We start from the raw sequence: 14,835 nt of genomic DNA on the forward strand, positions 1-14,835 counted from the left end.
CAAAAATCGACTATCGTCGGAGCCTACTAAAGCTGGCTGGTAGAGCACCCACCCAAAACTTCTGATTTGCCTGTCATGAGTTGACATTGCATCAACCTAGTAGGCCAATGCCTATAAAACCAGAAACCGGACGGGATCAGAATGACCCCAAATGTAAAAGGCGCGTTGCTTATGATGGGCAGCATGGCGGCATTTACCGTCAATGACGCGCTGGTCAAGGTTGTCGGTCAGGATATGCCCCTGTTTCAACTGGTTGCTTTGCGGGGGGCGTTGGCCACCCTGTTGATCTACCTTCTCGCCCGAAATCTGGGTGCGCTTCACCTCAATTTTTCTCACCATGACAGATGGCTGATCGCCCTGCGCTGCCTTTCAGAGTTGTCCGCTACCTTCTTTTTCCTGACGGCTCTGATGCATATGCCGCTGGCGAATGTCACAGCGGTTCTTCAGGTGCTGCCGCTCACCGTAACACTGGGCGCTGCCCTGTTTTTTGGAGAGCATATCGGCTGGCGTCGAATCCTGGCTATTGGAATGGGGTTTGCCGGAATGTTGCTGATTGTCCGGCCCGGTCCTGAAGGTTTTAGCATCTATGCGATCTATGCGCTGATCGCCGTAGTTTCGGTAACCCTGCGCGATCTGATCACGCGCCGCATGTCGCCCGAAGTTCCGTCAATGGTTGTGACACTTGCCACGTCACTTTCGATTACGCTGACTGCCGGATTTGCATCTGCGGTCGAAGGTTGGGTCGCCGTGCCAATCCCGTCTGGCTTGATGCTGGGTTCGTCCGCGGTGTTTGTTCTCATGGGTTATCTTTTCAGCGTCATGGTCATGCGAGTGGGGGAGGTCGGATTCGTAGCGCCGTTCCGCTATTCCAGCCTGATCTGGGCATTGGCGTTGGGATGGCTCGTGTTTGGAGATTGGCCGGACTCCATCACGATGATTGGCGCGACGCTGGTTGTCGGGGCAGGCTTGTTTACGCTGTTCCGTGAACGTGTGGTTCAGGCGGCTGAATAAGACTGTCTGATGTCGTCGGCTGTGATCGCGAAGCGTTCCGAGAACAATTGATCCTGTTCGCGCGTCAATCTCTCCAGCGTCAGTTTTCCTTTGCGCGCTTTGGGCGAGTCATTGAACCCGTTCAGTGTGCGTACCCACATAGGGCCGTCCGGGTATGAAACGACCGGCATGAAGCGGCCCATCCTTTGGTGGGCGAAGTTCATGATCGTCAGATCGCAACCGCCGCCGACATACATGCCTAATCCCGCAGTGACCAACGATCTATGGACCGGCATGGCGTTTATCTCTCCGGCACGGACCTCTGCTATGTAGCCATGAGTGAAATCAATCGCGACCGTCGGGTTGGCACTGATAAGCCCTCTACAATCGACAGCAGCAGCGCGAAGGCGTTCAACAAAATCGATGGCCACGCCATCATCGTCATCCAGCCGGAACTGCAGGCACGGGCGGGCGGGATCCGTGCGAGCCTGGTTCAGAAGGGCCTTCATTACATTTCGATGCTCACCAGACGGCCGTGCCACGATCTGAACCTGCTTAATTCCCGACGTTAGATCGATAAGCCGGTCGCTTGCAGACTTCGGAAGGCAATCGCCCACCACGACGACAAAGTTGAACAGGTCGTCGGTCTGGGCCTTCAAGCCGGGCAACGTGATCGTTTCAAACAGCCTGAACCGTTCCTCCAGACGTTTTGAGGCATACAGATAGCGGCGGCGATCCTCGATCGTCGCGTGTTCGACCTGAAAGCCGCCGATCGCGGGGTATGAAAAGCGGCAAAGGCCGATGACTTGCATGGTCCACCTGGGGTTCAGCGCATTTTCTGACTATGCCTGCGTCGGGGTTTCTCGGCAATCCAAATGGCCTGTGGATATCACGCGTGCGATTTGATAACGCGGCACAAATCGGTCGGCGCGGCAAGCGGACGGGTGTGCTGTTGACACGCGGCCCGACTCCCCTTAATACGCGCCCATCTCGGTACCGGGGGCCGCCCCATAACCGATTTCAGTAATGAACTGGTCAAGGCCCGGACACTTTTGCCGTTCGCGCCCTCTGATAACCAACCGCGACGTTCACCTCGGAATGGGAACGCTCGCGGGTTTTGCGCTTGTGGACGCATAAGTGCAGCAAAGTTTAACCGCACGCAGCGCGCGTGCATGTCATGTGTGTTGCAAAACGGGGAAGAAACCGGAATGCCAACTATTCAACAGCTGATCCGCAAGCCGCGGCAGCCCAAAGTAAAACGCTCGAAGTCCATGCACCTGGAGCAGTGCCCGCAGAAGCGCGGCGTTTGCACCCGTGTGTACACCACCACACCGAAGAAGCCGAACTCGGCTATGCGTAAGGTTGCCAAGGTGCGCCTGACCAACGGGTTCGAGGTCATCTCGTACATCCCCGGTGAAAGCCACAACCTGCAGGAACACTCGGTTGTTCTGATCCGTGGCGGCCGTGTGAAAGACCTTCCCGGTGTGCGTTACCACATCCTGCGCGGTGTTCTGGATACTCAGGGCGTCAAAGACCGTAAGCAGCGTCGTTCGAAATACGGCGCGAAGCGTCCCAAGTAAGAAGGAGAGGCTGATATGTCACGTCGTCACGCCGCCGAAAAACGCGAAGTCCTGCCTGACGCCAAATTTGGCGACAAGGTACTGACCAAATTCATGAACAACCTGATGATCGACGGCAAGAAGTCGGTCGCAGAGCGCATCGTTTACAACGCCTTTGACCGCGTTGAGAACAAGATCAAGCGCGCACCGGTCGAAGTGTTCCACGAAGCGCTCGACAACATCAAACCGTCGGTCGAGGTTCGCTCGCGCCGGGTTGGTGGTGCAACCTATCAGGTTCCGGTCGAAGTGCGCCCCGAGCGCCGCGAAGCACTGGCCATCCGCTGGCTGATCACTGCTGCGCGTGGCCGCAACGAAAACACCATGGAAGAACGCCTCGCCGGTGAACTGCTGGACGCTGTACAGTCCCGCGGTACCGCCGTGAAGAAGCGCGAAGACACCCACAAGATGGCCGAGGCGAACAAAGCCTTCAGCCACTACCGTTGGTAATTCAGAGGCTTATCAAAAATGGCACGCGAATATCCGCTCGAACTGTACCGTAACTTCGGTATCATGGCGCACATCGACGCAGGCAAGACCACCTGCTCGGAGCGTATCCTGTATTACACTGGTAAATCCCACAACATCGGTGAGGTGCACGATGGTGCAGCCACCATGGACTGGATGGAGCAGGAGCAGGAACGCGGCATCACCATCACTTCGGCTGCAACCACGACTTTCTGGGAACGCACCGAAGACGGTCAGACCGCCGATACCCCCAAGCACCGCCTGAACATCATCGACACCCCCGGCCACGTTGACTTCACCATCGAAGTTGAACGTTCGCTGGCGGTTCTCGACGGTGCCGTCTGCGTTCTGGACGCAAACGCCGGTGTTGAACCCCAGACCGAAACCGTGTGGCGTCAGGCTGACCGCTACAAGGTTCCGCGTATGGTCTTCGTCAACAAGATGGACAAGATCGGCGCAGACTTCTTCAACTGCGTTCGCATGATCGAAGACCGCACTGGCGCACGCGCTGTTCCGGTTGGTATTCCGATCGGCGCCGAGTCCGAGCTCGAAGGTCTGATCGACCTCGTCACTATGGAAGAATGGCTGTGGCAGGGCGAAGACCTGGGCGCAAGCTGGGTCAAGGCCCCCATCCGCGACAGCCTGAAAGACATGGCTGACGAATGGCGCGGCAAGATGATCGAAGCGGCCGTCGAAATGGACGACGACGCAATGATGGAATACCTGGAAGGCAATGAGCCCGACGTGCCAACCCTGCGCGCCCTGCTGCGCAAAGGGACCCTGGGCATCGCGTTTGTTCCGGTTCTGGGTGGGTCCGCGTTCAAGAACAAGGGCGTTCAGCCGCTGCTCAACGCTGTGATCGACTATCTGCCCAGCCCGCTGGACGTTGTCGATTACATGGGCTTCAAGCCCGGCGACGAGGACGAAGTTCGTGACATCGCACGCCGTGCCGATGACAACATGGCCTTCTCGGGTCTGGCGTTCAAAATCATGAACGACCCCTTTGTTGGTTCGCTGACCTTCACCCGGATCTATTCGGGTGTCATGAACAAGGGCGACTCGATCCTGAACTCGACCAAAGGTAAGAAAGAGCGCATCGGTCGTATGATGATGATGCACTCGAACAACCGGGAAGAGATCGAAGAAGCGTTTGCAGGCGACATCATCGCGCTGGCGGGTCTGAAAGACACCACCACCGGTGATACCCTGTGTGACGCGAAGGATCCGGTGGTTCTGGAAACCATGACCTTCCCCGATCCGGTGATCGAGATCGCGGTTGAGCCCAAAACCAAGGGCGACCAGGAAAAGATGTCGCAAGGCTTGGCCCGTCTGGCTGCCGAAGACCCGTCCTTCCGTGTGGAAACTGACCTGGAATCCGGTCAGACCATCATGAAGGGCATGGGCGAACTTCACCTGGACATCCTGGTGGACCGTCTGAAGCGCGAGTTCAAGGTCGAGGCGAACATCGGTGCACCGCAGGTGGCGTACCGTGAAACCATCTCGATGCCGGTCGAACACACCTACACCCACAAGAAACAGTCGGGTGGTTCGGGTCAGTTCGCGGAAGTCAAGTTGGAGATTCAGCCGACCGAAGCGGGCGAAGGCTATTCGTTCGAGAGCCGCATCGTTGGTGGTGCCGTTCCGAAGGAATACATTCCGGGTGTTGAAAAAGGCATCAACTCGGTCATGGACAGCGGCCCGCTGGCTGGCTTCCCCGTGATCGACTTCAAGGTTGCCCTGCTGGACGGTAAGTTCCACGACGTTGACTCGAGCGTTCTGGCGTTCGAAATCGCGGCCCGTATGTGTATGCGTGAAGGCATGCGCAAAGCTGGCGCGAAACTGCTGGAACCGATCATGAAAGTCGAAGTGATCACCCCGGAAGAATACACCGGCGGTATCATCGGCGACCTGACCTCGCGTCGGGGCCAGGTGTCTGGTCAGGAACCGCGCGGCAATGCAATCGCGATCGACGCGTTTGTGCCGCTGGCGAACATGTTCGGCTACATCAACACCCTGCGTTCGATGTCGTCGGGCCGTGCCCAGTTCACCATGCAGTTCGACCACTACGATCCGGTTCCGCAGAACATCTCGGACGAGATTCAGGCGAAATTCGCATAAGACGGTAGGCCGGGCGCACGCCCGGCCTGCCCGGCAATTGTAGGCCGGGCTTCAGCCCGGCATCCGCAAAACAAGGAGGCCATCATGGCAAAGGAAAAGTTTGAGCGTACAAAACCGCACGTCAACATTGGCACGATTGGCCACGTTGACCACGGCAAGACGACGCTGACGGCAGCGATCACCAAGTATTTTGGTGACTTCAAAGCGTATGATCAGATTGACGGTGCGCCGGAAGAGAAAGCGCGCGGCATCACCATCTCGACCGCCCACGTGGAATACGAGACCGACAACCGCCACTATGCGCATGTCGACTGCCCCGGTCACGCCGACTACGTCAAGAACATGATCACCGGTGCCGCCCAGATGGACGGCGCGATCCTGGTTGTGAACGCCGCTGACGGCCCGATGCCTCAGACCCGCGAGCACATCCTGCTGGGCCGCCAGGTTGGCATCCCGAAGATGGTCGTGTTCATGAACAAGGTTGACCAGGTCGACGACGAAGAGCTGCTGGAACTGGTTGAGATGGAAGTGCGCGAGCTGCTGTCCAGCTACGACTACCCCGGCGACGATGTTCCGATCATTGCAGGTTCGGCTCTGGCCGCGATGGAAGGCAACAACCCGGAAATCGGCGAAGAGAAGATCAAGGAACTGATGGCGGCTGTTGATGAGTATATCGACACCCCTGAGCGTGAAGTTGACAAGCCGTTCCTGATGCCGGTCGAAGACGTGTTCTCGATCTCGGGCCGTGGTACCGTTGTGACCGGCCGTGTCGAGCGTGGCGTGATCAATGTGGGCGACGAGATTGAAATCGTCGGCATCCGCGACACTCAGAAAACCACCTGTACCGGTGTTGAGATGTTCCGCAAGCTGCTGGACCGCGGTGAAGCGGGCGACAACATCGGCGCCCTGCTGCGCGGTATCGACCGTGACGGAGTTGAGCGTGGCCAGGTTCTGTGTAAGCCCGGCTCGGTGACCCCGCACACCAAGTTTGAAGCCGAAGCCTACATCCTGACCAAGGAAGAAGGCGGTCGTCACACCCCGTTCTTCGCGAACTACCGCCCGCAGTTCTACTTCCGGACCACGGACGTGACCGGCACCGTGACCCTGGCAGCCGGCACCGAGATGGTTATGCCCGGCGACAATGTCGGCTTCACCGTCGAACTGATCGCGCCCATCGCGATGGAAGACGGCCTGCGCTTCGCCATCCGCGAAGGCGGCCGCACCGTCGGCGCGGGCGTTGTGTCGAAGATCATCGAGTAAGTCGCGTAAGCGAATGATCAATCAGAAAGGGCGTCCCAAGGGACGCCCTTTTTTGTGCCTGAAATGAGTGAGAGGGTGGGTTGCCGCCTTCCATGATACGGCTTGGTGAACAGCTTTCGGCGTGGACGCCGATTGTTCTCTTGCTCTACCAAGGAAAGTTCGATGAACATTAGGCGAACCGTAACTTAGATGGATCGCTATGCAGGATGACAAGAGAAACAAACTCTCAAGCCTCCATTTAAACGCGCAGGATTTTTGATAGCGCAATATGGTTTCAGTTATTAGCGTGACGTTATCTTTCACTGCACTCAGAATTGATCCGTAAAAGAAACCCCGACAAGGCTAAGAGTCTGTCGATGGCAGGAAGTCTGACATCAGCACATGTCAATCGACGGAAGCCAGTTTCCTCAAGCATTTTCATCACAACTTAAATTGCTTCCTCCGTGGGGCATTTGGGCTCGCTAAAGCCCTATCGATAACATGAGGAGGAACACCGTGCGTAGCCAATTCACGGTACCGTTCGAAAGCAAGTTGCGCTTGATTTATTTGGGCCTCCAATTCATATGCCTTGCCACCACCTCGGGCGAGGCGGATTAGGTTAGCAGCTATGACCCTCAAGCGATAGTCAACTTCCATTTCGCTGCGCTGCAACTCAACTTCTATTTTGGTGTGTGTTTCTTTCATTGGTTCCCGGTCGACAATGGAGTCTGTTTTGGTTTTTGCGAGGTCGCATGTTTCGGCGCGTTGGTTGCGCTTGTTACGTGACAGTTTTTTGGGGGGGGTATGACCACAGACAGTTAAACTAAAACCATTTCACATTCCCCAACGTGTTAAAGCCACCTCCGCTGCTGATGGGCTTTTTCGGATGCGGAGAACTGTTTGACGAGTCAGTTGAGTGACTTTGGCGATCTCAGTTGCTCCACTTCCGTTGTCCAACATTTCCAACACAACGTGTAGTTTATCTCTGTCATAGCTCGGTTTTTTGCCCCGGTACTTTGATCCATCTTTACGGGCTATCTCTATTCCAGCCCGTTGAGCCTCCTTGGTGGCTTCAGCCTGTGCTTGTGCCGTTGCTGCCATAAAGGCTATTAGCGCGTCTCTCACGGCCTCCTGCATGGGATCTGCCGTCGAGCCATCGAAGGTGAGGTTGTTGATCACTGTCCGAACAACGACACCCTGTCTCATGAAATGCCTGATCGTGTCAGTTACATCTTGGTAATTGCGGCCTAAGCGATCCACCCAGCGGACGACCAGCGTATCTCCATGGCGCAGCTTGTCGTACAATCGCTTGCCCTCTGGTCTTTCCTGTAGGGTCGTGCTGACACCAGACACCCCATGGTCTGACACTACCTCGTCAATCTCGAACCCTGCAGCCACGGCTTGGGTTTTCTGATGGTCAAGTGTTTGGTCAGCAGTCGAAACTCGTGCGTACAGGATGGTTTTGCACATATTGCCTTCTGTCCGTTTATACGGTCGGTAGATGGAGGCGCGTTCATGCTCGTATGAAAATGTAGTTCGTCGGGAATAAACTGGATGCTTACTCCAATTGAATAGGCCGACTTATGGCCAAAGAAATCACGATTTACAGTACGTTTCACTCTTCAACTGTAACTTCATGCTTGCACAGCGGGCTTCAATAGGTGGTGGACTTGCTGCGCACTGTACCGATATGTTGCGTAGGTTCCTTTAATGTTCTCTTGATGTTCTTGTGCCAATATGGCACAGAGATTCCCAGAACAAAAAAAGGAGCAGGGGCATGAACTTCACCGAAATTCGAGAGCAAACCGGCCTGAGTGTTCCAGAAGTCGCAGGACTTCTTGGCCGTCCAAACCGCACGGTGTACAATTGGGAAGAAGGCAGAGGTGGCCCTAAGCCTGCCGAAGTCGAGAAGCTACTTGCCGCTAAAATCACACCAAAGAAATCTAATGGCGAACCGGCATTTAGATTCATAGACCTGTTTGCGGGGATTGGAGGCTTGCGCCGTGCTTTCGACATGGAGACAGGCGTCGGCGGCCAATGCGTTTTCACGTCAGAGTGGGACAAATATGCGCGCATAACTTATTCGCAGAACTACGGCGAAACTGACGACGAAATCGCGGGCGACATTACTCAAGTCAGTGAAACGGAAATCCCTCAACACGAAGTATTGCTGGCCGGTTTCCCATGCCAGCCGTTTTCTATCGCTGGTGTTTCGAAGAAGAATGCATTGAAGCGACCACATGGCTTTGCGTGCGAAGACCAAGGTAACCTATTCTTTGATGTAGCCCGCATCGTCAAGCATCACCGCCCGAAGGCCATTTTATTGGAGAACGTTCGCAACCTTGCCAATCACGACAAGGGGCGCACGTTTCGTGTGATCCGTCAAACGCTTGAAGATGAACTTGAGTATGACATCTTCCCTATGATCCTTGATGCCAAGTCTTGGGTGCCGCAGCACCGGCAGCGCATATTCATAGTGGGGTTTCCCCGCGAGCGGAAAGTCACTGACTTTAGCCTCCAACCGCTAAAAGATCGCGACCCACTGAGCGGCCCAAAACTTTCTACAATCCTGCACCCGGAAAACGGGACGGAAAAAGCCGAGGGGCATTTCACCACTGGCCCTAAGGCCAAAGTGTCTGAAAAATATGTGCTTACTGAACACCTTTGGAACTATCTACAACGCTATGCGGAAAAGCACCGAGCTGCGGGTAACGGGTTCGGGTTCGGATTGAACGGCCCGGAAGACGTGGCCCGAACCCTTTCCGCACGTTACTACAAAGACGGATCAGAAATCTTGATACGTCGTCCCAATGGCTCACCTCGCCGCCTTACACCGCGCGAATGCGCGCGGTTGATGGGCTTCGACAAGCCGGGCGAAAGCAGTTTCAAGATCAAAGTTTCAGATACGCAAGCTTATAAACAATTTGGCAATGCGGTTGTCGCGCCTGTGGCTACAGATGTGGCGCGATTGATGCTGCCGCACATTGCAGAGGTTGCAGGCGTGGCACAGGCCGCTCAGGAGGCGCTCTAGTTAGCTTGACGGACGTTCATGATCGGGAAACTCGCAGCCGCAATATGGCGGCTATCAGGGGGCGGGACACCAAGCCCGAGAAGCTATTGCGCTCTGCCTTGCATCGAGCGGGATTTAGGTTCCGGTTGAGTTCATCGCTTCCCGGAAAGCCTGATCTTGCAATGAAGAAGTATAGGGCAGCCTTATTCGTCCATGGTTGTTTCTGGCATATGCATGACTGCCCCCGCTTCAAACAGCCGGGCGGCGAAAACTCGGAATTCTGGCGCAGAAAACTCAGGCGCAATGCTGAACGCGACATCGAGGTGACCAGCGCACTTCTGGCGTCCGGTTGGCGGCAATTTGTCGTGTGGGAATGTGCTCTTATGGGTAGAGGAAGGCTTGAACCACCTGAGGTTGTGGGCAGTATTGGCGAGTGGCTAATATCCGACGCAGCTACGGGCGAGATTTCAGGCAAATTTGATTGAGGACGGCTGGATGGACCTGTCAGACTGGTTAGAAGAACATTCAGAAGGGTGGTTGTGGTACGTCAAACGCCTGTCTGGCAATGACACACTAGCGAACGGTTCGCATCAGGCAGGACCTTACGTTCCTAAGGGGGTGTTCTTTCGGCTCTTCCCTTCACTAAAGGAACACACACACGCTAACGCTAAGGCTGAAATCGATCTTACCATTGATTCACACCCGGACTTCAGGCGCGTCACGGCAACATGGTACAACAATAAGTATTGGAAGGTCCCCAAGCCAAACCGACCGCGCGACGAAACAAGACTCACGAATTTTGGTGGGGCTTCATCAGCCTTGCTTGACCCTGAAAGCACCGGTGCACTCGTCGTTTTTGCTTTTGCCTTTGGTAGTAACGGAGACGCCAAGGCTTGTAACGTTTGGGTATGTCGGAACGAAATCGAAGAAGATATGGTCGAGCGCGAAACTGGCCCGATAGAACCGGGCCGCTGGACAACGTGGCCCCCTGACGGGGGGCTGTTGGCACTTCTTCAAACCGCCGTCCGCGCCGATTGCAGGTTGGCAAAGCACGAACTGCCGCAGCAGTGGCTCAAAAAGTTTCCCAGTGGAGCTGAGATCGTCCAAAAAGTGATTGAATTACGGCCAGACAGCGTACTGATGGTCGACAAAAGACTGCTTAGGCGGCGCGATTGTGAGTTCGAACTGTTTCAGTCTCTAGAAGAGGCAGTGGAATTGCCCCGTGCTCAGGCTGGATTTGCCACGATTGCAGAATTCCTTGCCGCTGCTCAAACCGTTCTTCAACGTCGCAAGGCCCGCTCCGGGAAATCGTTGGAACTGCACATGCGGGAAATCCTGATAGAGGAAGCATTTCAGGAAGGTAAGGACTTTACCTATCAACCGAAATCAGGAAACAATCCCGACTTTATTTTTCCAAACGAAGCTGCTTATTTGGATGCTACATGCCCGCGTGAGCGGGTACACATGCTTGCTGTTAAGACAACTTTCAAAGACCGTTGGCGACAGGTCACAGAGGAATGTTCCGACCTCCCGACGCGGCATTTGCTGACGCTGCAGGAAGGTGTTTCCGAGGCGCAGTTCAAGCTGATTACCGACGCGGGGATTCGGTTGGTTGTTCCGGAGAAAAGGATCGAGCGATACGCAAAAGACATTCGCCCACACATACTGACAGTCGAAGCGTTTATGGCTGAGCTACGTGCTGTCTGAAGGTAGTTTGCACTAGGACTAGGTCGCCGAGTTAAATTGTCTTTGGGCCTCAATTCCCGTTGAAATCCATGCCAGTAGGCCGGTGAGAGGGTAAGCCGATTGCAACTCTTTTTGGCGGCATCTGAAATTTTTTGAGACCGAATTGTGAATTGAGACATGGGGTGGGTTCAAGCAGCAGGGTCCCCTGCAACCGGGTTGCATTGTAGGAGGGTTGTGGTTCTTAGCAAATCAACTAAGTTGCTCAGCAACCCGCTGGTGGCCGGACAGACGCCAGTCCTCGAGACTGCCGATTTCTACAACCGGAAGCGAATCAGTATTGCCGTAGACGCCGGGGCGGACCTCGTGAGCGCCTAGCAATTCCAGCGCCCACACGCATTCCGTCAGGTCGGTCTCTGCCGCCTCCCGGACCGCGCGCAAAGAAACTGCAAAGTTAAGACCGTGGCCCAGTTCGACCAACTTGGTATCGATGGCCTCAGCCAGCAGGAGCGCGTCAGCGTAGTCCTGCGGGTCAAGGTGCGTAGACAGCCACGCGCGGCGCTCAAGCATGCGGTCACGGATAGTCTTGGGGTCATTCTCGATGCCGAGTGCATCGATCTGCGCGAGATATACACGTGGCTTTTCGACGGGGGTTAGCTCGATACTCATTACTTATCTTTCTTGTTGGGATGTTTGGTGCGCCCCGGCGTGGTCTGGCAACAACCACGCCGGGGGCGGTGCTGCGCAGGGCTAGGAGCGACCCTGCGCAAGCTCGGGGAATTCGGTACGCAATTGAGCGGCGACCGCCAGTTCAATTCTGGAAAGGTGTTGGCGGAACTCTGCGTAGTCCCGACAAAGCAATCGATGTGCATGCCAAAGCTGACAGCGACGCTGATAACGTGCAAAAGCTCGTCTACTAGCGTTCATCATGCAAGCCCGCGACGGCGCGCCCAGTTAATCCTTTCAGCGGGCGGGAGTTCATTCCAGTTTGCGGGCTTCTGGTGGTCATCATCCGTTTCTTGGGCCCAATTTCCTGCAGCGTAAGCCACGGAAGGAACCTTGTTGCGTGCACTTGCAATGATCGTATCGCGATCCAAAGAACCACCCCCAATTACAGCCGCCTTTACTCCGGGCAGCGTCAACGCCTGATCAGGCTCAATTTCTACTCCGAATTCGCGTGCGACAATGGCAGTGACTTTCGCAACAATTGACGACAGTCGAGCACCAGCAATTGCGCTATTCAAGTTTTCCAGAAGCGCCTCGGTCGCTCCGGAGGACTCTTCGTGAAATGAGATCATCTCTTCGGTGATCGAAAATTTAGGTTCATGCGACATTTCTTTTTCCTTCTTGATAAGTGTGCGTCATCGCCAAGCGCCAAATTGCCTTGGTCGGAGTGTTCTTGATCGTGAACGAGATACAGAAATCTTCCCAGTTTTCAGGGAGATCATCACCAAATACTGCTTGGATGATTGCTGGATGGAGAAGCAACGCATTGGCGAGCTGTTGACCATCAAGGTACTGTAACTTCTCCCAAAAAGCGCGCGCAATGGTCTCGCGAAAGCTAACCTGTATCTTAGCCGCACGGTTGCGCTGGGCGTCATCCAGTGCCTCCCACAATTGCCTTGCGCGCCCCGCTACTTCCAACCCCAGATCGACGTCGGGTGGAGTGGTAAGATGCGTCTGACGCTGATAAAAAAGCAGGGGCATCGGATCAGATACGCGCGAGATTAGGTCGCCAAGTGCGTAGAAATGCTCAGTACCATCGCGGAGGCGTGGTGCAGGATTGGGTTCATTCAGCCAGCGGTGAACCGTACGAGGCGTTACCGCATACAATTGGCATATTGCAGCCGAGCTGATAGAATGGAGTCCGTAGCTCATTGGCCCTCCAAGTAGTTGAATTTTCAGATGAACAGACAGCGCCCCCGGCGCATTTGAGACACCCCCGGTGTCTCGGTCTTATGGAATATAACTACCACAAAATCGTTCAAATGTCAAAAATCAGACGGGTCACGGTCTGGTATCTGACAGCGGGTCTTGGGCAGTTCGGAACACCTTGCTTGTCGGAGTAACATAGGGTGTCTAGCCACAGAAGATGTACGGAATCGGCCTTCAAAGGAAGCGGTGGCACCAAGCCGAGTCACATACAGGTCGCCAATGAATCACATACAGTATCCGCGGTGAGGCCAAAAATATTGTTTGATTTCAATGGATGGATATGGTGGGTGATGAGAGACTCGAACTCCCGACATCTTCGGTGTAAACGAAGCGCTCTACCAACTGAGCTAATCACCCGTGAGGGGGGATTTATCCAAGCGCGCGGGCGGTTGCAAGAGGGTTCTGAGGAATTTCTTTCGTGCCCTGACGCGCAAGGACTTTTAGGCCTGCAATTCCTTCAGGGCGGCCAGTAACTGCGCTACCTCCTGTTCGGTATTGTAGTGGCACAGAGAAATCCGGATGCAATCGCTCAAACCCAGCGGATCAAGGACATTACCGCTGTAGTGGTCCGCCTTGCGTGTGTGGGTTCTGATGCCTTGCGTGTTCAGCTTTGTGACCACCTCGGCGGAGGGCATGTCGCGCACCACAATGGAAACCAACCCTTCGCGGGCCGGGTTGTCCGCCCCGGCAAGAATCGAGATGTGGTCCATGTCCCGCAGTCCCGGCAGGTTACCCGTCCCGTTGATCATCGCTTGCGTCAGATGAGTCTCGTAGGCATGGATGGCTTGGCCTGCAGCCTCAATTCGGGCGCGCGGGTCTGTCGCGTCCGAGATTTGCGAGCCCAGCCAATCAAAGTACCCGACGACATCAGACATGGTGGCATAAGCGCCTGTGTCGCGGGTTCCGAACTCCCATCCTTCGGCTGGCGCATTGATCAACTGGTCGTGGGGCAGCGCGGTCAGCCGGTCGGATATCCACGCCACACCGAACCCGTGGCGCGAGAACACCTTGTAAGGCGAAATCGCATAGCCATCGACCCCATAGCTGTTCAGATCCATCTGCCCGTGCGCTGCATGTTGAATGCCATCCACAATAATGAAACAGGCGGGCGCGACCTCGCGTATCGCCCGGGCAATCGCGGCCACGTCCATGCCCATGCCCGTTACGGGCGAGGCATGCAGGATCGTCGCAACGGACACGTCCGGGGTCATATGCGCGCGATAGGCATCGGCGGTCACCAGGCCACGAGTGTCGTCATGCAGAACGTTGACGTATTCCAATCCGGCAATCCCGGCCCAGCGGCGTGCGGCACTGCGGCTGGCCGGGTGTTCGATGGAACTGCCGATCACTTTGCTGCCAGCGGGCGCGTTGACGCAGGCGGTTCGGATCATTCGGAACAGCAGTTCGGTGCCGCTTTCGCCGACAAAGAACTGCCCGCCGCGGGCATTCATGAAGACGGACATATCCGCTTTTGCTTTGTTGATAATATTGACCAGCGCGTGACTGGCCACGTTGTCGCGCCCCTGATTGTCCGGGATGGCTGCGAATTTTGCCGAGGTCTCGATCACTGAATTCAACGTCAATGCTCCGCCGGCGTTCTCAAAGAAGATGCGCGGGCCCTGGAACGGGCATTCGTCTACATGCGCGAACCGGGTGCGGATTTCCGTGATCAGGTCGGGGGACTGTTGGAGCATGCTATTCTTCCTATCGTATGCTTTTGCAGATCAACCTGAATTCAGGGACCGATCAATCCCGTTCGCGACAAAAACCCGGGCA

Annotated in this window: 14 protein-coding genes and 1 tRNA gene; 8 read left to right on the plus strand and 7 right to left on the minus strand. The window is 55.5% G+C overall.

The window, feature by feature from the left end; genetic code table 11:
- Positions 1–141: 141 nt before the first annotated feature.
- The gene (locus RA28_RS12875) at positions 142–1,011 is read left to right on the plus strand and encodes a DMT family transporter (RefSeq protein ID WP_039529236.1); all 870 of its coding nucleotides are present in this window, start codon (positions 142–144) and stop codon (positions 1,009–1,011) included.
- Here RA28_RS12875 and RA28_RS12880 read toward each other — a convergent pair.
- Positions 996–1,802 (minus strand): putative rhamnosyl transferase, encoded by an 807-nt coding sequence (locus RA28_RS12880; protein WP_039529239.1) that lies wholly within the window; start codon positions 1,800–1,802, stop codon positions 996–998. The two genes, RA28_RS12875 and RA28_RS12880, sit on opposite strands and share 16 nt — an antisense overlap.
- A 396-nt stretch (positions 1,803–2,198) precedes the next feature.
- On the opposite strand from RA28_RS12880, the gene rpsL reads away from it, so the two are divergent.
- From rpsL to tuf, 4 genes are all read left to right on the plus strand, one after another.
- Entirely contained in the window at positions 2,199–2,570 is a 372-nt protein-coding gene (gene rpsL / locus RA28_RS12885; RefSeq protein ID WP_005621086.1) for a 30S ribosomal protein S12, read from the plus strand.
- A 15-nt stretch (positions 2,571–2,585) separates the two neighbouring features.
- The gene (gene rpsG / locus RA28_RS12890) at positions 2,586–3,056 is read left to right on the plus strand and encodes a 30S ribosomal protein S7 (RefSeq protein ID WP_039529242.1); all 471 of its coding nucleotides are present in this window, start codon (positions 2,586–2,588) and stop codon (positions 3,054–3,056) included.
- Positions 3,057–3,074: 18 nt separating this feature from the next.
- On the plus strand, positions 3,075–5,192 hold the full coding sequence (fusA, locus tag RA28_RS12895) for an elongation factor G (protein WP_039529245.1): 2,118 nt from the start codon (positions 3,075–3,077) through the stop codon (positions 5,190–5,192).
- Positions 5,193–5,276: 84 nt separating this feature from the next.
- Positions 5,277–6,452 carry an elongation factor Tu gene (gene tuf, locus RA28_RS12900; protein ID WP_039529249.1) on the plus strand — a complete coding sequence of 392 codons (1,176 nt, stop codon included), beginning with the start codon at positions 5,277–5,279 and terminating at the stop codon, positions 6,450–6,452.
- A gap of 813 nt (positions 6,453–7,265) precedes the next feature.
- Here the strand turns inward: tuf and RA28_RS12910 are convergent.
- Positions 7,266–7,901, minus strand: coding sequence for a recombinase family protein (locus RA28_RS12910; protein ID WP_039529255.1), 636 nt, complete (start codon positions 7,899–7,901; stop codon positions 7,266–7,268).
- 307 nt (positions 7,902–8,208) lie between these two features.
- Here RA28_RS12910 and dcm point away from each other — a divergent pair, with 307 nt between their 5' ends.
- From dcm to RA28_RS22515, 3 genes are read left to right on the plus strand one after another with little or no spacing between them, the layout of a single operon-like run.
- A complete protein-coding gene (gene dcm / locus RA28_RS12915) occupies positions 8,209–9,462 on the plus strand; it encodes a DNA (cytosine-5-)-methyltransferase (protein ID WP_039529258.1) in 1,254 nt (417 codons plus the stop codon).
- 5 nt (positions 9,463–9,467) lie between these two features.
- Positions 9,468–9,926: a very short patch repair endonuclease gene (locus tag RA28_RS12920; RefSeq protein WP_039529260.1), complete on the plus strand. Its 459-nt coding sequence runs from the start codon at positions 9,468–9,470 to the stop codon at positions 9,924–9,926.
- A gap of 10 nt (positions 9,927–9,936) precedes the next feature.
- On the plus strand, positions 9,937–11,148 hold the full coding sequence (locus RA28_RS22515; protein ID WP_082029820.1) for a type II restriction endonuclease: 1,212 nt from the start codon (positions 9,937–9,939) through the stop codon (positions 11,146–11,148).
- Positions 11,149–11,376: 228 nt separating this feature from the next.
- Here the strand turns inward: RA28_RS22515 and RA28_RS12930 are convergent, their stop codons facing one another.
- The 5 genes from RA28_RS12930 to RA28_RS12950 form a co-directional block, all read right to left on the minus strand.
- Positions 11,377–11,793, minus strand: a complete 417-nt coding sequence (locus tag RA28_RS12930) for a hypothetical protein (RefSeq protein ID WP_039529263.1) — start codon at positions 11,791–11,793, stop codon at positions 11,377–11,379.
- A gap of 257 nt (positions 11,794–12,050) precedes the next feature.
- On the minus strand, positions 12,051–12,458 hold the full coding sequence (locus RA28_RS12935) for a hypothetical protein (RefSeq protein ID WP_039529266.1): 408 nt from the start codon (positions 12,456–12,458) through the stop codon (positions 12,051–12,053).
- Positions 12,448–13,002 (minus strand): hypothetical protein, encoded by a 555-nt coding sequence (locus tag RA28_RS12940; RefSeq protein WP_152612084.1) that lies wholly within the window; start codon positions 13,000–13,002, stop codon positions 12,448–12,450. The genes RA28_RS12935 and RA28_RS12940 overlap by 11 nt, the downstream gene beginning before the upstream one ends.
- A 338-nt stretch (positions 13,003–13,340) precedes the next feature.
- Positions 13,341–13,416: transfer RNA gene (locus tag RA28_RS12945), tRNA-Val, on the minus strand.
- 83 nt (positions 13,417–13,499) lie between these two features.
- On the minus strand, positions 13,500–14,753 hold the full coding sequence (locus tag RA28_RS12950; protein WP_039529271.1) for an aminotransferase class V-fold PLP-dependent enzyme: 1,254 nt from the start codon (positions 14,751–14,753) through the stop codon (positions 13,500–13,502).
- Positions 14,754–14,835 lie beyond the last annotated feature (82 nt).

The sequence above is a fragment of the Ruegeria sp. ANG-S4 genome (assembly GCF_000814005.1).
Lineage (GTDB): Bacteria > Pseudomonadota > Alphaproteobacteria > Rhodobacterales > Rhodobacteraceae > Ruegeria.